Origin of the sequence: Actinomadura violacea, assembly GCF_017573465.1 — a bacterium.
In the GTDB taxonomy this organism is placed as follows: domain Bacteria; phylum Actinomycetota; class Actinomycetes; order Streptosporangiales; family Streptosporangiaceae; genus Spirillospora; species Spirillospora violacea.
On sequence record NZ_JAGEPF010000027.1, the window covers coordinates 55,444 to 76,752 of the forward strand.

The window sequence follows — 21,309 nt, forward strand, 5'->3', positions numbered from 1 at the left end:
GTCACTCCCCAACGTGGACGAACGCGCCGTCCGCCAGGTCCTTGAAGCGGTCGAGGTCCTCGGCCGGCGCGTCGATCGACCGCAGCGGGCCCGCGTCGGCGAGGTGCCTGCGAGCATAGAGGCGCGCGACGAGCGCCTTGCGGTCGGCGCCCGAGTCGGCGCGCTCCCAGCCGGCCTGCTCCAGCAGCAGCGCCGCCGCGTACACGTCGGCCATGTACTGGGCGAGCGGGTACAGGCGCGCCTCGGCGGTGGCCTGGTCGAGGCCGCGCCACTTCCCGATCGCCTCGCGGACGTGCCCGATCCGGGCGGTCACGAGGTCGGCGGTCGCGTCGTCGCCGCCGGGCGCGTTCGCGACGGCCTCGGTGAGCCGGTCGAGGAACGGCTCGTGCGCGTCGTTGCGTTCGATGGCGCGGCGGACGTCCAGGCAGAGGATGTTGTCGCCGCCCTCCCAGATCGGGTTGACCTGCGCGTCCCGCAGGATGCGGGCGACCGGCCACTGCTCGATGTAGCCGTTGCCGCCGTGGATCTCGATCGCGTCGCTCGCGGCCGTCACGCCGAGGCGCGCGGCGCGCAGCTTGATCAGCGCCGCGCCGACCCGCAGGCGCGGCCTCCCGAGGTACCCGTCGAACACCAGGGCCTGGACGGCCTCCGTCTCCACGACCATCTCGGCGAGCTTGCGGCGCATCAGCGGCTGCTCGTACAGCGACGCGCCGAACGCCTCGCGGGCCCGCGTGTAGCAGAGCGACTCCACCAGCGACCGGCGCGCGCAGCCGAGCCCCATCATCGAGATGCCGAGCCGCGCGCCGTTCGTCAGCTCCATCATCCGCGCGAGGCCCTTGCCGTCCCCGCCCTCGCCCGCGCTCGACGCCGGGGCCAGCAGGAACGCCTCCGCGTCGGTGAACTCGATCTCCGCGGACGCCACCGACCGGGTGCCGAGCTTGTCCTTCAGCCGGCGGATCCGCACGCCGTTGCGCGTCCCGTCCCGCCGCTCGCGCAGCACCAGGAACGGCGCGATGCCGCGGACGCCGTCCACCGCGCCCTCCGGCTTGGCGAGGACGACGAACGCCGACCCGTTCGCGTTCGAGGCGAACCACTTGAACCCGTTGAGCCGCCACGCGTCGCCGTCCCGCGTCGCCGTCGACTCCAGCGCGCCGAGGTCGGAGCCGCCCGACCGCTCGGTGAGCATCTGCGCGGCCTCGCCGGAGAACGCGCCCGCCGCGAACAGCTCCCGGACGCGCTCCTTCACCTCCTCGGGCGCGAACAGCTCGGTGAGGCCGACGACCATGTCGCCGCCCGTCCCGAGCGCGCACGCCATGCCGATGTCGGCCTGGTCGAGCAGGTAGCTCCAGGCGACACCGAGCGGCGCCGGGTCGACGCCGTTCGCCTTCGCCTCCGCGACGAACTCGGGCCGGGTGAACGACGTCGCGACCAGCTCCCGCCGGGACGCCTCGAACGACCCCGGCATCACGACCTCGCTGACGTCGCGGCCCCACCGGTCGTACTTCTCCAGCCGCGGCGGGTTCCGGTCGGTCTCCTCCGCCCACGCGTTCACCGGGCCGCCCATGAGCGCGCCCAGCTCGCGCAGCCGCGGCTCGGCCCAGCCGAACCCGTCCCCGAGGTGGCGGCGCATCAGGAACCGCAGCGTCGGGTCGCAGTCGTACCAGTTGAGGCCCGCCGCCCCCTGGTAGCGCTCCGTCGCGTACCGGCGGGCCTTGTCCGCGCCGCCGAACGGGAGCCGGTCGACCGGCTCGATCAGGTAAGAGGCCATGCACCGGACATTACGCTTCTTTGTCACGTGATGGAAGACTGTAATCTCACCGGTGACCGCACCCGGACGGCCCGCCCCGCCCGCCCGCACCGGCTAGAGTCCGGGACAGCCATGGACACGCCCCACCTGCGCCCCCTCACCGCGCGCTCCGTCGTGCTGAGCACCCTGCTGGGCGTCCACCCGCCGCGCCTCGCCGCGCGCCACCTCGTCCGCGTCGGCGACCTGTTCGGCATCGCCGAGGGCACGGTCCGCGTCGCGCTGTCCCGCATGGTCACCTCCGGCGACCTCGTCCAGGACGACGGCGAGTACGCCCTCACCGACCGGCTCCTGCAGCGCCAGGCCCGCCAGGACGAGTCGCGCCGCCCCCGCACCCGGGACTGGGACGGCGGCTGGGAGATCGCCGTCATCACCGCCGAGCGCCGCCCCGCCGCCGACCGCGCCGCGCTCCGCCAGGCCATGTCCGCGCTGCGGCTCGCCGAGCTGCGCGAGGGCACCTGGCTGCGGCCCGCCAACCTCGACCGGCCCCGCTCCGAGACCGTCGTCCGCCAGTGCACCTTCCTCGAAGGCCGTCCCGAGCAGGACCCCGCCGCCCTCGCCCGCGCCCTCTGGGACCTCGACGGCTGGGCCGCCACCGCCGAAGCGCTCCGCACGTCCCTCGACGAGGCCGGCACCATCGCCGAACGCTTCACCCTCGCCGCCGCGACCCTCCGCCACCTCCTCCACGACCCGATCCTGCCGCCCGTCCTCCTGCCGCCCGGATGGCCCGGCCTCGCCCTCCGCACCGGCTACGAGCGCTTCGAGACCGACTTCGCCCGCCTCCTCACCAGCGAACTCCGCCCCTGACGTTCACGGCGCCGCGAGCACCCGGAACCCCGCGTCCACCGGGATGCGGGCGCCCGCCAGCGCGGGCAGCGACCCGTCGGCCACCGCGGCGATCACCGCCGCCACGTCCTCCGGTTCGACCATCCGGCCCAGCACGGACCGCCCGGCCAGCGCCTCCTCCATCTCCGGCGTCCGCGCGGCCGCCGACCCCTCCGTCCGCACCGCGGCCGGCGCGACCACGTTGACCGCGACCGGGCTCGCCTCCGCGGCCACATGCCGCGCGAACGCCTCGAGCGCGGCCTTCGCCGTCGTGTGCGCGCCGGTCATCGGCCGCGTGAGATCGGCGCTGAGGCTCGACACGTAGACGATCCGCCCGTGCGCCGGCATGCCCGGCAGGACGGCCTGGGTCACGTGGTACGCGGCGGCGAGCTCGCCCTCCACCTTCCCGATGAACGTCTCCCACGGCAGCGTCCGCACCGGCCCGAACGCCGGCTCGACGTTCGCGTTGCACACCAGGGCGGTGACCGGCCCGCACGCCGCGGCGAGCGCCGCCACCTCGGCGGGGTCGCGGACGTCCGCCCGCACCGCCGTCCCGCCCGTCTCCAGGGCGACGGCCTCGGCGGACGCCCTGTCGCGGTGGTAGTTGACGACCACGCGGTATCCGCGGCGGGCGAGCTCCCTGGCGGTGGCGGCGCCGATGCCGCGGCCCCCGCCGGTCACGAGTGCGACTGGTTCCATGCCGGCCACGCTAGGAGGAGGGGCTAACCTTTCGTAAGTACGTACCTGAAAGTAAGCCGCCCCCAGTAAAGGTAGGTGCCCTGGTGGACGACGTCTTCCGGCAGGACTGCCCGGCCCGGGTCGTCCTCGACCATGTGACGCGCCGCTGGGGCGTCCTCGTCCTGACCGCGCTGAACTCCTCCGACCTGCGCTTCTACGAGCTGCGCGACCGCATCGAGGGCGTCAGCGAGAAGATGCTGTCGCAGACGCTGCGCACCCTCGTCCGCGACGGGCTGGTGCTGCGCACGGTGGAGCCGACCGTCCCGCCGTCGGTCACCTACGGCCTCACCCCGCTGGGCCGCGGCGTCACCGCGTCCCTCAGCGCCCTGACCGGCTGGATCCGCGACCACGCCCCCGCGATCATCGCCGCGCAGCGGGCCTACGACGCCGCAAGGGACGGTGCGGCTGCGGCAGAGCCGGCGAATCGATCGGTCATTACGGACGGGGCGCGATCGGGTTCGCGAGGCGGGCGGGCGGGCACATGATCTCCGGTGGCAACGGTGCCTGGGAGGTGGCTGCATGCCTTCGGTCCTGGACGGGATGGTCCGGCGCAAACCCATCGAGCAGATCGAGGACGAGTCGGGCGGCGCGGGCCTCACCCGGACGCTCGGGCTGTGGCAGCTGACCGCGATCGGGGTCGGCGGCATCATCGGTGCGGGGATCTTCTCGCTGGCCGGCGCGGTCGCGAACGAGAAGGCCGGCCCGGCGGTGCTGATCTCGTTCCTGGTGGCGGGGATCGCGAGCGCGGCGGCGGCGTTCTCCTACGCCGAGTTCGCGGGCCTGATCCCGAAGGCGGGGTCGGCGTACACCTACGGGTACGCGGTGCTCGGCGAGTTCACCGGATGGGCGATCGGGTGGGACCTGCTGCTGGAGTACACCGCGATCGTGGCGGTGGTCGCGATCGGGATATCCGGCTATTTCGACGACCTGCTCGGGTTCATGCACGTCCATCTGCCGCTGTGGATGAGCGGTGCGCCGGGCACCGAGCCGAAGGGCGTCGCGGACGGCAGCTACAAGATCAACCTGTTCGCGGTGCTGCTGTGCCTGCTCATCGCGTGGGTGCTGAACCTCGGGATGAAGAACGCGGCGCGGTTCGAGACGGCCCTGGTGTACCTGAAGGTCGGGATCGTCCTGCTGGTGATCGTGGTGGGCGTCTTCAAGATCCGGAGCGGGAACTACTCGCCGTTCTTCCCGTTCGGCCTCACCGGCGCGTTCACCGGGGCCGCGACGGTCTTCTTCGCCGTCTTCGGATACGACGCGATGTCGACCGCGGCGGAGGAGTCGCAGGAGGCGCGCAAGCACATGCCGAAGGCGATCCTCTATTCGCTGGCGATCTCGATGGTGCTGTACGTCGCGGCGTGCCTGGTGCTCACCGGAATGGTCGACTACCGGGACATCAACCCGAACGCCGCGTTCTCCTCGGCGTTCAAGTCGGTCGGGCTGAACACCGTCGGGATCATCATCGCGGTCGGCGCGATCCTGGGCGTGCTGACCGTGCTGTTCACGTTCATGATGGGCGCGACGCGGGTGTGGTTCTCGATGAGCCGGGACGGGCTGCTGCCCGGCTGGTTCGCCAGGACGCACCCGACCCGGCACGTCCCGACGCGGATCACCTGGATCCTCGGCGCCGCGTCCGCGGTGATCGCGGGGTTCCTGCCGATCGCGGAGGCGGCGGAGCTCACCAACATCGGGATCCTGCTGGCGTTCATCGTGGTGTGCGTCGCGGTGATCGTGCTGCGCTACCGGCGCCCCGACCTGCCGCGCGAATTCCGGACGCCGGGAATGCCGGTGGTCCCGGCGGTCGGGATCCTGTTCTCGATCTGGCTCATCACGTTCCTGGAATGGCAGACCTGGGTGCGGTTCGCGGTGTGGTTCCTGATCGGCTGCGCCATCTACTTCGCCTACAGCCGGCGCCATTCCCTGCTGAACCGGCGGTGACGCGCGGTCAGGCCACGGCGAGCTTGGACATCTCGGTGCGCATCGGCTCGGCGATCGGCACCGGGCGGCGGGTCTCCCGGTCCACGAACACGTGGACGAAGTGGCCCTCGGCGATGAGCGCGTCGTCGGACGCCCGGTACATGCCGATCTCCCAGCGGACGCTGGAGTTGCCGAGCTTCCCGATCCGCAGCCCCAGCCGGATCGTGTCCGGGAACGACACCTCGGCCTTGTACTGGCAGTGCGACTCCACGCACAGCGCGATCGACGGCGCGTCCAGCGGCGCGAACCCCGCCTTGGAGATCATCCACTCGTTGATCGCGGTGTCCATCAGCGAGTAGTGGACGGCGTTGTTGACGTGGCCGTAGACGTCGTTGTCCTTCCAGCGCGTCGGCACGCTGACCTGGTGCGGGTAGTCGCTCATCACGCGCGCCAGTCTATGTACCCGCTGGTAACAGGGGGCACGGCGCCCTCCGGGCCGCAAGGAAAGGGTTCTGAGCACGATCCCGGCCCGGAGGACGCCGTGGTCCTCGGCGCGCCTGAACGGCGCGGTGCACCTGAGCGGCGCGGTGCGCCTACGCGGCGCGGGCGTTGTCGAAGCGGGTCTTCACGTCCGTCCAGTCGACCAGCGACCAGAGCTTCTCGACGTAGTCCGGCCGCACATTGCGGTACTGCAGGTAGTACGCGTGCTCCCAGGCGTCGAACACCAGTAGCGGTGTGGTGTTCATACCCACGTTCCCGTGGTGGTCGTACACCTGCTCGACGACGAGGCGCCTGCCGAGCGGCTCCCACGCGAGCACGCCCCAGCCGGAGCCCTGCACGGCGGACGTCGCGGCCGTCAGCTGCTTCTGGAACGCCTCGAACGTCCCGAAGTGCTCGTTGATCGCGGCGGCCAGCTCGCCGTCCGGGCGGTCCCCGCCGTCCGGCGACAGGTTCTCCCAGAAGATCGAGTGCAGGACGTGCCCGGACAGGTTGAACGCGAACGTCTTCTCCAGGCCGACCAGCCCGCCGAACTGCTCCTTGTCCCGCGCTTCGGCGAGCTTCTCCAGCGTGTCGTTGGCGCCCTTGACGTAGGCCGCGTGGTGCTTGGAGTGGTGCAGTTCGAGGATCTCCCCGGTGATCGCCGGCTCCAGCGCGGCGTAGTCGTACGGCAGGTCGGGCAGCGTGTAGTCAGCCATGACGCCACTATTGCAAACGAGTCGCAGTTACGTCCAGCATGCAACAAGTGCTCATGTCGCGATCGCCTCCTCCAGGTCCGCGATCACCTCGGACGCCGTCACCGGATCCAGCTCGCCGAAGCGGTACGGCCCGCCTTCGAGGGCGAGATGGGAGAAGTGCTCGGGAGCCGGCTCGGCGCCGATCCAGACCGCCTCGAACGCCTGGTCCTCCGACGCGCTCACGTCGCCGGCGTAAAGGCCCGTCTCCAGCGTGACGACGACGTACCGCCGGTCCGCGACCGGGCGGACCATGCAGTCGATCCCGCCGTCGGAGTTGACCGGCCCGCGGTGCCAGCCGCGCCGCTCCAGCCGGAGCACGTTCCCGAACGGGACGGTCACGCCCTCGAACCGCGCCAGCCTCCCGCCCGCGCGCTCCTCCTCCGTGAGCGCGTGCACGGCCCGTCCGAGCTGCGCGAACGGCTGGAGGACCTCGTAGTCGGCGAAGAGCTGCGCCCAGCCGTCCAGCGCGTCCCCGAGGTGCAGCGGATGCGCGATCCCGACCGCGGCGCCGGCCGGCAGCTCGACGGCCCCGTCTTCGACGTCCGCGAAGGTGCGGTCTTCGGCGAGCCGGAACGCGGCCGCCGTGCCGCCGTCCTCGGCGAGCCAGACGAGGCGCCGGGCGAGGTGCCAGACCAGCGGATGCAGGACGAAGAACTCGCGGAACTCCTCCGGCGTCCACCGGCGCCCCAGCGTCATCGCCAGCTCCAGGCGGCGGAGCTGGAGGCCCGCGACCGCGCGGACGTCCTTCTTCAGCTCGGCGAAGCGCCGGTGGGCGGCGGGCGCCAGCGCGGGGTCGTCGCGTACCCCCGGCTTCGGCAGGTCCGCGCGCCGCCTCCCGGTCCCGTCGACGACGTGCGGGCGGAGCGTCTCGTCGAACCCGGCGGTGAACCGGCGCGGCCCGTAGTCGAGGACGAGCGTGCCCGCGGCGTCCAGGCCGAAGTCGGGCACCAGCCGGTCGCCGAGCTGCTCCGCGGTGAGGCCGCGCGCCTCCGCGATGGCCTCGACCTCCTCCAGGGCACGCTGCTTCAGGCCCTTGTACCGGCCCTTCTGGGAGATGGCGTGGATCTCGCGCAGCGCGAGATCGGTGCCGATCCGGGCGAGCACGTCGAGGCCGCGCACCGCGTGGTGGTGGCCGCCCTCTCCCGGCCACGCGCGGATCAGCGGGACCAGCTCGCGCACGCACTCGTCGTCCCCGAGCCACCCCAGGGCGTCGAACTGCCACGCGTCGCCCGGCTCCGCACCGTGGTCCCGCCAATGCCGGAACAGCGCCCAGCCGAATCCGGCCAGGGAACGCGCGTCGCACGCCGCCCGCACGTCCGCGAGGCCCGGCTCCGCCTCCCCCGACGCCGACAGCGCCAGCAGGACGAGCAGGTGCCGGACGGCCGGCACGGGCAGCGCACGCCCGCCGTCCCGCAGCAGCACCTGCGGGAGGGCGGCCGCATCGACACGCACGTCCGGTGCCTTCTTGCGGGGCAGCAGGTCGTCCGCGTCGCCGGACAGCAGCGCCTCCACGAGCGCGACGGCCCGCTCCCCGTGCGGGCGCGCGGCGGCGAGCACCGCCTCCTCGCCCTTGTCGCCCGCGATGGCGTGCAGCGCGTACTCGGCGGCCGTCCGGGCCCGTCCGGTCCTGCCGAGCGCCATCGGCAGCAGGTACGGCAGCGCCGCCCGGCCGTGCCGGGCGAACCAGGCGGACGCGGGCTCGCGGGCCCCGGCGACGCGCAGCAGCCAGCCCGCCATCGCCTCGGCGACCTCGCCGTCCAGGAACGGCAGCAGCAGTTCCGCACCGCGCGCGGGCCTGGCGCGCGCGAAGCTCAGCACGACCGGCAGCGCGTCGAGGCCGAACCGGGCGGTGATCGGCCTGAGCCAGTGGTCCGGGCTCCACGCGTTGCGCGTGCCGAGCCCCCGCCCGCCCCAGTCGGGCCGCCAGTCCCGCAACGCCGGGCGGACCAGCTCCTCGGGGCCCTTCGCCAGCATCGCGGCCTGCCAGTACGGCTCCTGCTCGACCGGTTCGAGCGCCACGCCCGCGCGGATGTTCGCGATCCGCTTCTCCCAGGCCGGGTCGGGCGCGGCCGTCGGCCGGACGGCCCGGATGGTGACGCCGCCGCCGGACGGGTCGGCGATCTCCGTGCGCAGCCAGGCGTCGCGCTCGCCGGGCGCCCAGACGACGTCCTGCCCGGCCGGGGCGGTCAGGCCCTTGAGCACGACCGGCTTGGTCTTCGGCCCCGTGCGGGCCCAGGGCGGGTCGACCAGGACCCGCGGCAGCTCGTCCGCCGATGCCTCGGGGACCCGGCCGCCGGCAGCGGTCAGCTTGTCCACCACGGCACGGGACTCCGCGGGGAGGTCCGTCAGAGCGCGCGCGGCGTCGCCCCTCAGGTGGCCGGCCAGCAGTTCCTCGGCCGTCGCGTCCCCGGCGGCCGCGGCCGCCGCCAGGACCCGGACCGCGCGGACCGGGAAGAGCTCCATCGTCTCGTGCAGCGCGGCCCGCATGTGGGTGTTGCCGCAGCGCTCCAGCATGAGCCGGAACGCCTCATCGCTCGGCAGGCGCTTCAGCGCCTCCAGCAGCCCCTTGCGGCGCGGGGCGCTGTCATGGTGCTCGTCGAACGCCTCGGCCAGGAACGGCGCGATCGCGGGGCCGACGCCCTCCGCCAGGGTCAGGAGGTTCTCGATGTCGTAGCAGTCCGCGACCGAGATCCGCGCGCCGGCGCCGAGCAGCTCCAGATGCTCGGGCGACCCCAGGGACCGCAGCAGCAGCTCCCGCGGCAGCGTGTTCGCGGGCGCGGCGCAGCACTCGGCGACCCAGTCCCGCTCGGTCGGGACGAGGTACGCGCAGACCATCCGGCGCAGCGGCGTGGTCCGGAGCTCGCCGAGCACCGCGACGGCCTCCCGGTACCCGGCGCCGCCCGCCGCCGCCAGCACCGCCCGGAGCCGCTTCGCGGTGGCGTCCAGCCGGTACCCGTCGAAGCGGGGCGCGGCCGGCCTGACCACACCGCCCTTCCACGCCCCGTACGGACTGCCGGACTCGACGTCGAGCCGCTCGACGAAGGCGCGGAGCGCGAACGGCAGGCCGTGCGTCGTGATCCACACGTCCGCGAACATGACGGCCGCTCCGCCCGAGTGGATCTCCGGGCCCAGGATGGTCGCGAGCACCGCCGCGCCCAGCGGATCGGCGTCCCCGGACAGATGCCCGCGCGCCGCCGCCGCGAGCGCCGGATCGGCCTTCTCGTGGCTCAGCGCCACCTCGATGTCGTCCGCGTAGGAGGCGAGGACGTCCCCCTCGCTCACCCCGGCGACCTTCGTCTTCGGGCCGGGGTGCCCGCCGTGCCTCGGGTGCAGGTGCCGCTTCCACGTCCGGGGGATCTCCAGGACGTCCTCGTCGCGAGGCGGGGGACTCGAATCGATCATGCGGAGAGACGCTAACGAAGGAGACCGACAGGTTCCGGCCTTTCGGATCTCTCCGGAGCGACGGCTTACACCTCGACGCTCTCCCCCGCCGCCGGGAGCGCCATCTCCAGGCCGGTCAGGTTGTTCAGCATCGCGGCGACGGAGTTCTGGCCGAGCTCGCTGAGCATCAGCTCGTGGATCTGCAGCAGCCTGCTGGGCCGGACGTTCCGGACGAAGTCGACGGCCTCGCCGACCTTCGTCCACGGCCCGCTGGTGGGCAGCAGCAGCGCCTCCACCGGGACGTCCGGCACGTGGTAGGCGTCGCCCGGGTGGTACAGGCGGCCGTCGATCAGGTAGCCGGTGTTGGCGACGATCGGGATGTCGGGGTGGATCACCGCGTGCCGCTCGCCGTGCACGGTCACGGCGAACTCGCCGACAGTGAGCGCGTCGCCGGACGCGACGGCCCGCACCCGCCCGCCGTGCTCGCCCAGCTTCTCCCGCACCGACGCGGGGCCGTAGACGTGCAGGTCGGGACGCTTGTCGAGGGCGGCGCCGAGGAGCGCGTCGTCGAAGTGGTCGAAGTGCTCGTGGGTGATCAGGACGGCGTCCGCGGCGGCGACGGCGGCCTCCGCGTCCGGGGTGAACTTCCCCGGGTCGAGGACGATCGTCGTGCCCTCCTTCTCGAGGACGACGCAGGCGTGGGCGTGCTTGGTGAGCTGCATCGGGCGGCCTTCCTTCCGGTCCGTTCAGCGAAATCTACAGCTTTAACTGTACACCTTTGCTGTATATATACTGGCCGGGACGCCGCACCCCGGAGGCCGCCATGACGGACCACGAGCACCTCGCCGAACGGCTGCGGACGTCGATCGGCGGGCTCGTCCGCGCCACCCGCTCCCACGCCGACGCGCTCGCGCCGCCGATCGCGCAGACGCTCGGCCTCCTCGACCGCGACGGCGAGGCGAGCATCGCGTCCCTCGCGCAGCGGCGCCGCGTCCGGCACCAGAGCCAGAGCCGCACGGTGAAGGACCTGGAGGGCCTCGGCTACGCCGCCCGCCGCGACGACCCCCGCGACGCCCGCGGCCGCGTCATCGCGATCACCCCCGAGGGCCGCGCCGCCCTCGACCGCGACCGCCGCGCCCGCCGCGACTGGCTCGCCGCCGCCATCGCCACCACCCTCACCCCCGCCGAACAGGCCCTCCTGGCCGAACTCCCCGCCCTCCTCGACCGCCTCAGCCCCCACACCTACCCGCCCCGCTGACCTCAGCGGTCGGGCCGGGCCGCCAACTCGTTGAGGGCGGTGCGGGACGGGCCTTCTTCTGGGGCGGTGAGGGTGACGAACTGGTGGTCGGGGGTGCCGGGGAGGACCATGCCGATGTAGTCGAGGGAGAGCAGGCCGACCAGCGGGTGGCGGTACTCCTTGCGGCCCATGCCCGGGCCCTTGACGTCCTGCCGGTCCCACCAGGTGCGGAACCACGGGTCCTGGGACAGTTCGCGGACCAGCGCCCCGGTCGCGGGGTCGTCCGGGTCACGGCCGGTGGCCGTGCGCAGTTGCGCGATGCCGTGCCGGGCCACCTCCTCCCAGTCCACGTAGAACGCGCGGGCGCGCGGGTCGGTGATGGCGTAGCGGAGCATGTTCCGGCGCGACCAGGGCTGCTCCGCCAGGTGCGGCATGAGCGCGGCGGCCGTCCGGTTCCAGGCCAGCACGTCGAGGCGCGGGTTGATCACGTAGGCGGGGACCGGGGCGATCGCGTCCAGGAGGCGCCGCACGTTCGGGTGCACCGGGGCGTCCGCGGCGGCGGGCGGCGGGGACGGGAGGGACAGCGCCAGGCGGTAGAGGTGGTCGCGCTCGTCGTCGTTGAGGATGAGCGCGCGGGCGAGGGCGTCCAGGACGGACGGGGACGGGCGGATGCCGCGGCCCTGCTCGAGCCGCATGTAGTAGTCCGGGCTGATCCCGGCGAGCTGCGCCACCTCGGCGCGGCGCAGGCCCGGGGCGCGCCGGCGGGCGCCGTCCGGGAGACCCACCGAGGCGGGGGTGACGCGGTCGCGCCGGGAGCGCAGGAAGTCCGCCATCTCGCGTGTCGCCATGCACCAAGTCTGCCTTCCGGAGGCTGGCCCTCCGCGTCCTAGGCATCGGCGGGCACTGGTCGTTCGGCGGGGGGCGGGGCAGGGTGGAGGGACATCCCGAGAGACGAGAGGTGACTTCCCAGTGCGCTATCGCACGCTTGGAACGGACGGGCCGCAGGTGTCGGTGGTGGGGTTCGGCGCGATGAACCTCACGCCGGTCTACGGCGGCGTCGAGGAGGACGACGCGGCGGAGACGCTCCTCGCGGCGCTGGACGCCGGCGTCACGTTCGTCGACACGGCCGACATCTACGGCGCCGGGTCCAGCGAGGCCCTGATCGGCCGGATGCTGGAGAAGCGCCGCGACGAGTACGTCCTCGCGACCAAGTTCGGCGGGAACCAGGACGCGGAGGGGATCCTCGTCCCCGGCATGGGCCGGCCCGAGTACATCCGGCGGGCCTTGGACGCGAGCCTTGCGCGGCTGCGCACCGACCATGTCGACCTGTACTACCTGCACCGGCTCGACCCGTCGACCCCGATCGAGGAGACGGCGGGGGCGCTCGGCGAGCTGGTCGCGGAGGGGAAGATCGGCGGGTACGGGCTGTCTGAGGTGTCGGCGCGGACGCTGCGGCGCGCGCACGCCGTCCACCCCGTGACGGCGCTGCAGACGGAGTACTCGCCGTTCCAGCGGGCGCCGGAGCGGGAGCTGATCCCGGCGTGCGCGGAGCTGGGCGTCGCGTTCGTCGCCTACAGCCCGCTCGGGCGCGGCCTGCTCGGCGGGCAGGTCCGCGGCTTCGACGACCTGGAGGCGGGCGACTGGCGGCGCGGCAATCCGCGTTTCCAGGCGGGGAACGTGGAGCGCAACGTCTCGCTGGCCGACCGGGTGGCGACGCTCGCCGCCGAGCAGGGCGTCACCACCGCGCAGCTGGTGCTGGCGTGGCTGGTCCACCGGGGCGCGCTGCCGATCCCGGGGACGCGCAAGGCCGCGAACGCCCGCGCCAACGCCGCCGCGGGCGGCGTGACGCTGGACGCCGCGGTCTTCGAGCGGCTCGAGGAGACCGTCCCGCCGGACGCGGTGGCGGGCGCCCAGGGCAGCGACGCCTACCTCGCCAACCTCGACACCGAGTGACGGACGCGCCCGCCCCGGTCCCCCGGGGCGGGCGCCCGGTCAGCGGCGCGGGCCGCCGCGCAGCCGGGAGAGGAGGTTGCGGGCCTTCTCCTGGTTGCGCGGGTCGTTGACGAACCGCTCGGCCTTCGCGCGGGCCTTCTGCGCCTGCGGGCCGTGCGCGAGCTGCTCGGCCTTGGCGCGCGCCTTCTGCCCCTGCGGGCTCGCGGCGAACCGCTCCGCCTTCGCCCGGGCCTTCTGCGCCTGCGGGCTCTGCGCGAGCCTCTCGGCCTTCTCGCGCGCCTTCTGCCCCTGCGGTCCCCGGACGAACTTCATGATCCGGTCGATGAGAGAAGCCACGTTCTTCCTCCTCGGCCTAGCTTCACCGGTTCAACGAGCGCCCGGACCGGAAAGTTCGGACGCTCAGAACGCCTCGTCGAAGCTCACACTGCCCTCCACGCCGATCTGGTACGCCGAGACGCGCCGCTCGAAGAAGTTCGACAGCTCCTGGACGTCCTGCAGCTCCATGAACGCGAACGGGTTCGCCGTCCCGTAGCGGACGGGCAGGCCGAGGCGGGCGAGCCGCTGGTCGGCGACGTACTCCAGGTAGGCGCGCATGTCGCCGGCGCCCATCCCGGGCAGGCCGTCGCCGCACAGGTCGCGGGCGAACGCCAGCTCCGCCTCGACGGCCTCCTCCAGCATCGTGGTGACCTGCGCGGTCAGCTCCGCGTCGAACAGCTCAGGCTCCTCGGCCCGGACGGTGTCGACGACGGAGAACGCGAACTCCATGTGCATGGACTCGTCGCGGAACACCCAGTTCGTCCCGGACGCGAGGCCGTTCAGCAGGCCGCGGGACCGCAGCCAGTACACGTACGCGAAGGCGCCGTAGAAGAACAGGCCCTCGATGCACGCGGCGAAGCAGATCAGGTTGAGCAGGAAGGCGCGCCGGTCGGCGGCGGTGCGCAGCTCGTCCAGCGCGCCGAGCGAGTCGATCCAGCGGAAGCAGAACTCGGCCTTCGCCCGGATGGACGGGATGTGCTCGATCGCGGCGAACGCGCGGGCCCGCTCGTCCTGGTCGGGCAGGTAGGTGTCGAGGAGCGTCAGGTAGAACTGGACGTGCACGGCCTCCTCGAACAGCTGCCGCGACAGGTAGAGGCGCGCCTCGGGCGCGTTGACGTGCTTGTAGAGGTTGAGGACGAGGTTGTTCGCGACGATCGAGTCGCCGGTGGCGAAGAACGCGACGAGCCGGTTCACCAGGTGCAGCTCCGCCGGGGTGAGCCGGGCGAGGTCCGCGAGGTCGGAGGCGAGGTCCACCTCCTCGACCGTCCAGGTGTTGCGGATCGCGGCGCGGTAGCGCTCGTAGAAGTCGGGGTAGCGCATGGGCCGCAGGGTCAGGTCCATACCGGGGTCGAGCAGCGGCATTACTGGCACGCCTCGCAGGTCTCGGGGTTCTCCAGGGAGCAGACCGCCGCGGCGACGGTCGTCTGCGCGATCCGCGTCGCGGGGCGGGAGCGCAGGTAGTAGGTGGTCTTGAGGCCGCTGCGCCACGCGTAGGCGTACATCGACGACAGCTTCCCGATCGTCGGCGTCTCCATGAACAGGTTCAGCGAGTGCGCCTGGTCGATGTACGGGGTGCGGGCCGCGGCGAGGTCGATGAGCGCCTTCTGCGGCAGCTCCCAGGCCGTCCGGTAGAGGTCGAGCATCTCCCCGGGCAGGTCGACGAGGCCCTGGATCGAGCCGTTCGCCCGCTTGATCGCCTCGCGGACGGCGTCGTTCCACAGCCCGAGCGACTTCAGGTCCTCGACGAGGTACCCGTTGATCTGCAGGAACTCGCCGGACAGCGTCTCGCGCTTGAACAGGTTGGACACCTGCGGCTCGATGCACTCGTAGCAGCCGGTGATGGACGCGATCGTGGCGGTCGGCGCGATCGCGATCAGCAGCGAGTTGCGCAGGCCGACCTCGGCGATCCGGGCGCGGAGCGCGTCCCATTCGGCGGGACGGGTCGGCGCGGCGTCCGGGAAGTGGTCGATGTGCAGCTGGCCGCGCGCGGTGCGGGTCTCGGCGTAGGCCGGGAGCGGGCCGTGGGCCTCGGCGAGGTCGGCGGACGCGGCGTAGGCGGCGAGCGCGATCTCCTCGGCGATGCGGGTGGACAGCTCGCGGGCCTCGGCGGAGTCGAACGGGAGCCGCAGCGTGAAGAACACGTCGGCGAGCCCCATCACCCCGAGCCCGACGGGACGCCATTTCCGGTTGGCCGTTTCCGCCTCGGGCGTCGGGTAGAAGCCGCGGTCGATGGTGCGGTCCAGGAACCGGACGGCGGTGCGGACGGTCGCGCGCAGCCGCTCCCAGTCGATCCCGGCCGGCGACACGTGCGCGGCCAGGTTCACCGAGCCGAGGTTGCACACCGCCGCCTCCTTCTCGCCGGTGACCTCCAGGATCTCGGTGCACAGGTTCGACAGGTGGACGGTCCTGCCCGGCTCGGCGGTCTGGTTGCAGGCCCGGTTCGCGGCGTCCTTGAAGGTCATCCACCCGTTGCCGGTCTCCGCCAGGGTGCGCATCATCCGGCCGTACAGCTTGCGGGCCGGGATCTGCCGGACGTACCGGCCCTCCTTTTCGGCCGCCCGATAGGCGTCGTCGAACGCGTCGCCCCACAGGTCCGTCAGCTCCGGGACCTCCTTCGGGTCGAACAGCGACCACGTCGCGTCCGCCTCGACGCGGCGCATGAACTCGTCCGGGATCCAGTTCGCCAGGTTCAGGTTGTGGGTGCGGCGCGCGTCCTCGCCGGTGTTGTCGCGCAGTTCGAGGAACTCCTCGACGTCGGCGTGCCACGGCTCCAGGTACACGCACGCGGCGCCCTTGCGGCGGCCGCCCTGGTTGACGGCGGCGACGGACGCGTCGAGGGTGCGCAGCCACGGGACGATCCCGTTGGAGTGCCCGTTCGTGCCGCGGATCAGCGACCCGCGGGAGCGGACCCGCGTCCAGGAGATCCCGATCCCGCCCGCGTACTTGCTGAGCCGCGCGACCTGCCCGTACCGCTCGTAGATCGCCTCCAGCTCGTCCTGCGGCGAGTCGAGCAGGAAGCACGACGACAGCTGCGGGCGGCGCGCGGCCGAGTTGAACAGGGTCGGTGAGCTGGGCAGATACGACAGGGTGCTGAGCAGCCGGTACAGCTCGGCGGCCTCGTCCACGGTGTCGGACAGGCCCACGGCGACCCGCAGGAAGAAGTGCTGCGGCCGCTCCAGGACGAGCCGGGTGCGCGGATGCCGCAGCAGGTACCGGTCGTAGAGGGTGCGGAGCCCGAAGTACCCGAACCGGTCGTCCGCGCCCTGGTCGATCAAGGCGTCCAGGGCGGCGGCGTTGGCGGCGGCGAACGCGGCGGGCGCGTCCGCGAGCAGGCCCTCGGCGTGCGCGGCGGCGACCGACCCGGCGAAGCTCCGCACCCCGGCCTCGGCGGTCTCGTCGCGGATCCGGGCGGCCAGCAGCCGCGCCGCGACCCGCGAGTACCCCGGCTCCACCGCGACCAGCGCGGCGGCCTCGCCGATCGCCAGGTCGCGCAGGCCGGCGGCGGACGCGCCGTCCCCCGACCGGACCGCGCCGAGCACCCGTTCCGGCGCGGTCCCCTCGATCCCGGCGCAGGCCGCCGCGACCTCGGCGGCGATCCCCCCGGTGGCCGGCGCCTCCGCGGGCATGGTGACTGTCACGTTCTCTCCCCTCGTGAGACGGCGTCGCGAGGGCATGCGAACGGGCGCGGCGGCAGGCTGCCGCGCACCGTCCCCCGGCTCACCCGCGAAGCCTCGGACGTACGGCGTGCATGGCAGGTCTTCGGACTCGCGGGCGCCCGCGCCTCCTGCCGGAGGCACGACCTACTGGCCGTCGCTTCCCGATCCGGACGATCCGGTTCAGTGCCTGTGACGGCGGTCGTTCCCGCTCACCGCTGCGGGGCAGTCCCGGACTTGCACCGGGTTCCCTCTTACGACGCCCCCGCCGCGAGCGGCGGGGGCGAACCAACACGGGATTGAACCCTACATCTTGGTGATCCTCATTGCGCAACCCCAACATGTAGGGCGCGTCGTCGTTCGATCATGGGGGTCGGATGCGCGCCGCCCGGCCGGGGTGGGACGATGTCCCCGTCATGTCCCCGCGTCCCAGGCAGCCGATCTTCCGCGCCGCGCGCGCGGTCGTCTTCGCGACCGTGTGCGTCGCGCTGGCGACCCTCGGCCACGATCTGGCGTCGCACGAGCCGGTGCCGGGCTGGGCGGTGCTCGCCGGGTTCGGCGCGGTCCTCGCCGTCACCCTCGCCCTCGCGGGGCACGAGCGGTCCCTCCCGACGATCATGGGCGGGCTGCTCGGCGGCCAGTTCGCGCTGCACACGCTGTTCGCGAGCGCGACCGAGGGCATGCCCGGCTGCGCCCCCGGGGCGCACGCGGAACACGCCGCGGCGGTGCCCGCGATGCACGGCTCCGGCACCTCGATGACCCTCGCGCACGTCGCCGCCGCCGTCGCCGCCGCATGGTGGCTGCGGCGCGGCGAGCGAGCCGCGTGGTCGCTCGCCCGCCGCCTCGCCGCCGCCGCCGACCGCCCGATCCGGCTGCTGCTCGCGCTGCTGCTGATCGAACCGGCGGAGCGCCCGCTGCGTACCCCCGTGGTGCCGGTGGCGGCCGGCGCGCTCGCCACGGGACGCGCGCTGCGGCACCAGGTCGTCCGGCGGGGACCCCCGCCGCGTTCGAGGGCGCTCGCTCACAGCTGAGCGAGCGCCGTACGTCACCGGCCGCCGGCCCCGCCGGCGCCCGGCCCCTTCCCGTACGACTCGAACGGAGTTCCGTCTTGCCTTCCCGCACGCATGCCCGCCGGCTCGGCACGCTCGCCTCGCTGACCGGCCTCGGCGTGATCGCGCTCGCGACCGCCGCGTCCGCGCACGTCACCGTCAACCCCAAGACCGCCGAGCAGGGCTCCTACGCCAAGGTCTCGTTCCGGGTGCCGAACGAGGAGGACAAGGCCAGCACCACGAAGCTGGTGGTGAACCTGCCGACCGACCACCCGGTCATGTCGGTGTCGGTGCGGCCCGTCCCCGGCTGGACGGCCAAGGTCGTCACGTCCACGCTGCCGAAGCCGGTGAAGACCGAGGGCGGCGAGCTGACCAAGGCCGCCACGCAGATCATCTGGACCGGCGGCAAGATCGAGCCCGGCCAGTTCCAGGAGTTCGACGTCTCGCTCGGCCCGCTGCCGACCGACACCGACACGATGACGTTCAAGGCCGACCAGACCTACTCCGACGGCCAGGTCGTCAAGTGGGAGCAGGACCCGGGCGACGGCTCCGCCGAGCCCGAGCACCCGGCGCCCACGCTGAAGCTCACGCCGAAGGGCTCGTCCGACGCCGCGGCGGCCGGGCTCACCGCGCAGTCCAAGCCCGCCGCGAAGGCGGAGGCGAGCTCCGACGACGGCACCGCGCGGCTGCTCGGCGGCGTCGGTATCGGCGTCGGCGTGATCGGCATCGCGGTCGGCGGCTACGGCCTGTCCCGCGCGCGGAGCCGGGCGTGAGCCGGGCCGTCCGGCGCGCCGCCACCGGCGCGGCCGCGGCCTTCGCCGCGCTCGCGCTGGCCGCGCCCCCCGTGTCCGCACACACGTCGCTGACCGGGGCGGATCCGGCCGCGAACGCGACGATCGCGCCGCCGACCCAGATCGTGCTGACCTACGCCGACCCGGTGCAGCTGCCCCAGGTCGTGCTGACGGACGCCAAGGGCGGACGGCACGAGGCGGGCAAGGCCCAGGCGGTCGACAACAAGGTCACCGAGGCGGTGAAGGGCACGCTGCCGAACGGGGTGTACACGGTCGGCTGGCGCGTCGTGTCGCCGGACGGCCACCCGATCAGCGGCACCTACAAGTTCACCGTCACCGGGTCGACCGGGGCCGCGGGCGCCGGCGGCCCGGCGTCCGCGCCCGCCGCGAAGGCGGCGGACGGCGGCTCCGGCGGCTCGGGCGGCTGGCTGTGGATCGGCCTGATCGCCGCGGTCGTCGTGGTCGCCGGCGGCGGGTTCGCCTGGTACCGGCGCACCTCGGGAGCGTCCGCGCAAGAATGATCACAGGCTTCCGGTCGGGTGATTACAGCGTTACATTGATTACCCGACCGGAAGATCATTTCTTGGGGGCCCGATGATCGTCGAGTACATCCGCTACCGGATCGACCCGGCGCGCGCCGAGGAGTTCGAGGCCGCGTACGCCCGCGCCGCCGTCCCGCTCGCCGCCGCGCCGCAGTGCGTCGACTACGAGCTGGCCCGCTGCGTCGACGAGCCCGAGTGCTACGTCCTGCGGATCGGCTGGACGTCCGCCGACGACCACATGCGGGGCTTCCGCTCCGGCGAGCACTTCCCCGCCTTCTTCGCCGCGATCAAGCCGTACGTCCAGCAGATCGAGGAGATGCGGCACTACGAGCGGACGCCCGTCCGCGGCGCCGGCTCGTCCGTCCCGACCATGTACGACTGGGCGGGCGGCGACGAGGCCCTGCAGCGCCTCACCGAGGTCTTCTACACCGCCGTCCTCAAGGACGACCTGCTCCGGCCCCTCTTCGAGCACATGGCCCCCGACCACCCGAAGTGGGTCGCGGTCTGGCTGGGCGAGGTGTTCCGCGGCCCCGAGCGCTACAGCGAGGAGCGCGGCGGCTACCACCACATGGTCCGCCAGCACCTCGGCAAGGCGATCACCGAGGCGCAGCGCCGCCGCTGGGTCGCCCTGCTCATGGAGGCGGCGGACGAGGTCGGCCTGCCCGCCGACCCCGAGTTCCGCGCCGCGTTCGCGTCCTACATCGAGTGGGGCACCCGCATCGCGCTGTCGAACTCCCAGCCGGACGCGGCACCGCCGCTCGAAGCCCCGATGCCGCACTGGGGCTGGGGCGTCGCCCCGCCCTACACCCCCGCCAAGTAGCCGCCGGGCCGGCGGGCCGTACGGCCGCTCAGGCATGCCACTGTGTGCCCTGACGCAGTCTCCGGCCCGCCACCGCATGCTCGCGCAGCTTCCGGACGGCGTCGTCGGCGTCGGCACCGGCCTGCCCGCCGCGGTCCGGACCGGCGAGGATCCCGTCCTCCAGCGCCTTCAGCACCTCCGCCGGCACCTCGGCCCGCCGGTGGGTGTCGTACAGCGCGAAGTCGATCGGCCCCGCCTCGGTCCGGACCCGGAAGCGCGCGATCCCCGGGACCATCACGCGCACTCGGCGATGGAACTTCGGGTCCTCCCGGACCCACCGGGGCGGGACGTCGTCCATCGCGACGTGCGCGGTGGCGAGGTCGCAGCTCCGCAGCCCGTCGCGCATGTGGGCGTGCAGGACCGTCCCGTCCAGCCACACCGCCGGCTGGGCGAACCAGCGGCGCATGCGCAGCACCATCGGCCACACCACGGCGGTGGCGATCAGCCCGATGACGGACCCCGCCTTCTGCGCGCCGGTGAGGCCGTTCAGCACGATGACGATTCCGGGCTCCACGGCGCGACCCCCTTCAGCGGGAGGCCAGGTCGATCACCGCCTCCCATGCGACGGCGAGCGATTCTGCCGCCATTCCCCTGAAGCGCGCCAGATGCGGGACGAGGCCGGCCAGGGTCATTTCGGCGTTCACGAAGGTCACACCGTCTTCGGCGACGCCGAGCTTGCCGAAATAGGCGCGCAGGTAGGGCTCCTGGAAATCGAAGTTCTCCTGCGGGGTGCCGGGGCCGTACGCGCCGCCGCGCGCCGTCACGACGACGATCCGCTTGTCGCGCAGGACGCTTTCGCCGGTGTCCGGGTCGGTGTACGCGCCGGGAAAGGTGATCCGGTCGATCCACGCCTTGAGCGACGCGGGGACCGAGAAGTTGTACATCGGGGCGCCGATCAGCACCGTCCCGGCGCCGGTGAGCTGCTCGACCAGCGGGAGCGTCATGCCCCATTCACGCTCCTCGGCCTCGGTCTCGATGAGCGCGTCCACCTTCGCGGGAGGGACGAAGCCGTTCTTCTCGACGCGGCGCCCGAGCGCGCAGTACGCCGGGGAGATCGGCGGCACCGGATCGGCGGCGAGGTCCCGGTACCGGTAGCCGGACGTTCCGTGCCGTTCCCGCCAGGCGTCCGCGAACCGCGCGGACAGGCGCCGGGTGACGGAGTCGCCGGAATGGCTGGAGTCCAGATGCAGCAGCGAGGCCACCTGGTCGTGGGCCGATAGCATGAGCGGGCACCCCTTCGTTCTGGTGTCGTCGTTGTCCCTCACCTCCATGACGACCCGCGACGGGAA

Annotated in this window: 21 protein-coding genes and 1 riboswitch; of the genes, 9 read left to right on the forward strand and 12 right to left on the reverse strand. The window is 73.2% G+C overall.

Annotated elements, in window-relative coordinates; all coding sequences use genetic code 11:
* Position 1: 1 nt before the first annotated feature.
* Positions 2-1,768, reverse strand: a complete 1,767-nt coding sequence (locus J4709_RS37955; RefSeq protein WP_208248517.1) for an acyl-CoA dehydrogenase family protein — start codon at positions 1,766-1,768, stop codon at positions 2-4.
* Positions 1,769-1,879: 111 nt separating this feature from the next.
* Here J4709_RS37955 and J4709_RS37960 point away from each other — a divergent pair, with 111 nt between their 5' ends.
* Positions 1,880-2,611: a PaaX domain-containing protein, C- domain protein gene (locus tag J4709_RS37960; protein WP_208248520.1), complete on the forward strand. Its 732-nt coding sequence runs from the start codon at positions 1,880-1,882 to the stop codon at positions 2,609-2,611.
* A 3-nt stretch (positions 2,612-2,614) separates the two neighbouring features.
* On the opposite strand, the gene J4709_RS37965 is transcribed toward J4709_RS37960, so the two are convergent.
* Positions 2,615-3,328, reverse strand: a complete 714-nt coding sequence (locus J4709_RS37965) for an SDR family oxidoreductase (RefSeq protein ID WP_208248523.1) — start codon at positions 3,326-3,328, stop codon at positions 2,615-2,617.
* Positions 3,329-3,411: 83 nt separating this feature from the next.
* Here J4709_RS37965 and J4709_RS37970 point away from each other — a divergent pair, with 83 nt between their 5' ends.
* Both J4709_RS37970 and J4709_RS37975 read left to right on the forward strand, forming a co-directional pair.
* Positions 3,412-3,852 (forward strand): winged helix-turn-helix transcriptional regulator, encoded by a 441-nt coding sequence (locus J4709_RS37970; RefSeq protein WP_307801904.1) that lies wholly within the window; start codon positions 3,412-3,414, stop codon positions 3,850-3,852.
* 34 nt (positions 3,853-3,886) lie between these two features.
* Positions 3,887-5,305: an amino acid permease gene (locus tag J4709_RS37975; protein ID WP_232384673.1), complete on the forward strand. Its 1,419-nt coding sequence runs from the start codon at positions 3,887-3,889 to the stop codon at positions 5,303-5,305.
* A 7-nt stretch (positions 5,306-5,312) separates the two neighbouring features.
* Here the strand turns inward: J4709_RS37975 and J4709_RS37980 are convergent, their stop codons facing one another.
* From J4709_RS37980 to J4709_RS37995, 4 genes are all read right to left on the reverse strand, one after another.
* Entirely contained in the window at positions 5,313-5,726 is a 414-nt protein-coding gene (locus tag J4709_RS37980; RefSeq protein ID WP_232384686.1) for an acyl-CoA thioesterase, read from the reverse strand.
* 151 nt (positions 5,727-5,877) lie between these two features.
* Positions 5,878-6,480 (reverse strand): superoxide dismutase, encoded by a 603-nt coding sequence (locus J4709_RS37985; RefSeq protein ID WP_208248547.1) that lies wholly within the window; start codon positions 6,478-6,480, stop codon positions 5,878-5,880.
* 51 nt (positions 6,481-6,531) lie between these two features.
* On the reverse strand, positions 6,532-9,921 hold the full coding sequence (locus tag J4709_RS37990) for a DUF4132 domain-containing protein (protein WP_208248550.1): 3,390 nt from the start codon (positions 9,919-9,921) through the stop codon (positions 6,532-6,534).
* Positions 9,922-9,986: 65 nt separating this feature from the next.
* On the reverse strand, positions 9,987-10,622 hold the full coding sequence (locus J4709_RS37995; RefSeq protein WP_208248553.1) for an MBL fold metallo-hydrolase: 636 nt from the start codon (positions 10,620-10,622) through the stop codon (positions 9,987-9,989).
* A gap of 101 nt (positions 10,623-10,723) precedes the next feature.
* Here J4709_RS37995 and J4709_RS38000 point away from each other — a divergent pair, with 101 nt between their 5' ends.
* Complete coding sequence (locus tag J4709_RS38000; RefSeq protein ID WP_208248555.1) at positions 10,724-11,158, forward strand: MarR family winged helix-turn-helix transcriptional regulator; 435 nt, start codon at positions 10,724-10,726, stop codon at positions 11,156-11,158.
* Between the two features lie 2 nt (positions 11,159-11,160).
* Here the strand turns inward: J4709_RS38000 and J4709_RS38005 are convergent, their stop codons facing one another.
* Complete coding sequence (locus J4709_RS38005; protein WP_208248558.1) at positions 11,161-11,985, reverse strand: helix-turn-helix transcriptional regulator; 825 nt, start codon at positions 11,983-11,985, stop codon at positions 11,161-11,163.
* A gap of 121 nt (positions 11,986-12,106) precedes the next feature.
* Between J4709_RS38005 and J4709_RS38010 the strand changes: the two genes are divergently transcribed.
* Positions 12,107-13,090 carry an aldo/keto reductase gene (locus J4709_RS38010; protein ID WP_307801906.1) on the forward strand — a complete coding sequence of 328 codons (984 nt, stop codon included), beginning with the start codon at positions 12,107-12,109 and terminating at the stop codon, positions 13,088-13,090.
* A gap of 39 nt (positions 13,091-13,129) precedes the next feature.
* Here J4709_RS38010 and J4709_RS38015 read toward each other — a convergent pair whose 3' ends face one another.
* The 3 genes from J4709_RS38015 to J4709_RS38025 form a co-directional block, all read right to left on the reverse strand.
* A complete protein-coding gene (locus tag J4709_RS38015; RefSeq protein ID WP_208248564.1) occupies positions 13,130-13,426 on the reverse strand; it encodes a hypothetical protein in 297 nt (98 codons plus the stop codon).
* 63 nt (positions 13,427-13,489) lie between these two features.
* Positions 13,490-14,488, reverse strand: coding sequence for a ribonucleotide-diphosphate reductase subunit beta (locus J4709_RS38020; protein ID WP_208248567.1), 999 nt, complete (start codon positions 14,486-14,488; stop codon positions 13,490-13,492).
* Entirely contained in the window at positions 14,488-16,764 is a 2,277-nt protein-coding gene (locus J4709_RS38025) for a ribonucleoside-diphosphate reductase subunit alpha (RefSeq protein WP_307801907.1), read from the reverse strand. The genes J4709_RS38020 and J4709_RS38025 overlap by 1 nt, the downstream gene beginning before the upstream one ends.
* A 95-nt stretch (positions 16,765-16,859) precedes the next feature.
* Positions 16,860-17,084: riboswitch (cobalamin riboswitch) on the reverse strand.
* 111 nt (positions 17,085-17,195) lie between these two features.
* Between J4709_RS38025 and J4709_RS38030 the strand changes: the two genes are divergently transcribed.
* The 4 genes from J4709_RS38030 to J4709_RS38045 all read left to right on the forward strand — a co-directional run bounded on the left by J4709_RS38030 (position 17,196) and on the right by J4709_RS38045 (position 19,981).
* Entirely contained in the window at positions 17,196-17,810 is a 615-nt protein-coding gene (locus tag J4709_RS38030) for a hypothetical protein (protein WP_208248570.1), read from the forward strand.
* Positions 17,811-17,887: 77 nt separating this feature from the next.
* Positions 17,888-18,601 (forward strand): YcnI family copper-binding membrane protein, encoded by a 714-nt coding sequence (locus J4709_RS38035; protein ID WP_208248573.1) that lies wholly within the window; start codon positions 17,888-17,890, stop codon positions 18,599-18,601.
* The gene (locus J4709_RS38040; RefSeq protein ID WP_208248575.1) at positions 18,598-19,140 is read left to right on the forward strand and encodes a copper resistance CopC family protein; all 543 of its coding nucleotides are present in this window, start codon (positions 18,598-18,600) and stop codon (positions 19,138-19,140) included. The genes J4709_RS38035 and J4709_RS38040 overlap by 4 nt, the downstream gene beginning before the upstream one ends.
* Positions 19,141-19,213: 73 nt before the next feature.
* A complete protein-coding gene (locus J4709_RS38045; RefSeq protein WP_208248577.1) occupies positions 19,214-19,981 on the forward strand; it encodes a group II truncated hemoglobin in 768 nt (255 codons plus the stop codon).
* 28 nt (positions 19,982-20,009) lie between these two features.
* Here J4709_RS38045 and J4709_RS38050 read toward each other — a convergent pair whose 3' ends face one another.
* Both J4709_RS38050 and J4709_RS38055 read right to left on the reverse strand, forming a co-directional pair.
* Positions 20,010-20,534, reverse strand: coding sequence for a hypothetical protein (locus J4709_RS38050; RefSeq protein WP_208248579.1), 525 nt, complete (start codon positions 20,532-20,534; stop codon positions 20,010-20,012).
* A 13-nt stretch (positions 20,535-20,547) separates the two neighbouring features.
* Positions 20,548-21,243, reverse strand: a complete 696-nt coding sequence (locus J4709_RS38055; protein WP_232384674.1) for an FMN-dependent NADH-azoreductase — start codon at positions 21,241-21,243, stop codon at positions 20,548-20,550.
* Positions 21,244-21,309: the final 66 nt, after the last annotated feature.

Coding starts and splice junctions, on each gene's coding strand:
- J4709_RS37990 (WP_208248550.1), bottom strand. CDS start 9,921: ATGATCGATTCGAGTCCCCCGCCTCGCGACGAGGACGTCCTGGAGATC.
- J4709_RS37985 (WP_208248547.1), bottom strand. CDS start 6,480: ATGGCTGACTACACGCTGCCCGACCTGCCGTACGACTACGCCGCGCTG.
- J4709_RS37975 (WP_232384673.1), top strand. CDS start 3,887: ATGCCTTCGGTCCTGGACGGGATGGTCCGGCGCAAACCCATCGAGCAG.
- J4709_RS37960 (WP_208248520.1), top strand. CDS start 1,880: ATGGACACGCCCCACCTGCGCCCCCTCACCGCGCGCTCCGTCGTGCTG.
- J4709_RS38030 (WP_208248570.1), top strand. CDS start 17,196: ATGTCCCCGCGTCCCAGGCAGCCGATCTTCCGCGCCGCGCGCGCGGTC.
- J4709_RS37955 (WP_208248517.1), bottom strand. CDS start 1,768: ATGGCCTCTTACCTGATCGAGCCGGTCGACCGGCTCCCGTTCGGCGGC.
- J4709_RS37980 (WP_232384686.1), bottom strand. CDS start 5,726: ATGAGCGACTACCCGCACCAGGTCAGCGTGCCGACGCGCTGGAAGGAC.
- J4709_RS37965 (WP_208248523.1), bottom strand. CDS start 3,328: ATGGAACCAGTCGCACTCGTGACCGGCGGGGGCCGCGGCATCGGCGCC.
- J4709_RS38005 (WP_208248558.1), bottom strand. CDS start 11,985: ATGGCGACACGCGAGATGGCGGACTTCCTGCGCTCCCGGCGCGACCGC.
- J4709_RS38045 (WP_208248577.1), top strand. CDS start 19,214: ATGATCGTCGAGTACATCCGCTACCGGATCGACCCGGCGCGCGCCGAG.
- J4709_RS38055 (WP_232384674.1), bottom strand. CDS start 21,243: ATGCTATCGGCCCACGACCAGGTGGCCTCGCTGCTGCATCTGGACTCC.
- J4709_RS38000 (WP_208248555.1), top strand. CDS start 10,724: ATGACGGACCACGAGCACCTCGCCGAACGGCTGCGGACGTCGATCGGC.
- J4709_RS38020 (WP_208248567.1), bottom strand. CDS start 14,488: ATGCCGCTGCTCGACCCCGGTATGGACCTGACCCTGCGGCCCATGCGC.
- J4709_RS37995 (WP_208248553.1), bottom strand. CDS start 10,622: ATGCAGCTCACCAAGCACGCCCACGCCTGCGTCGTCCTCGAGAAGGAG.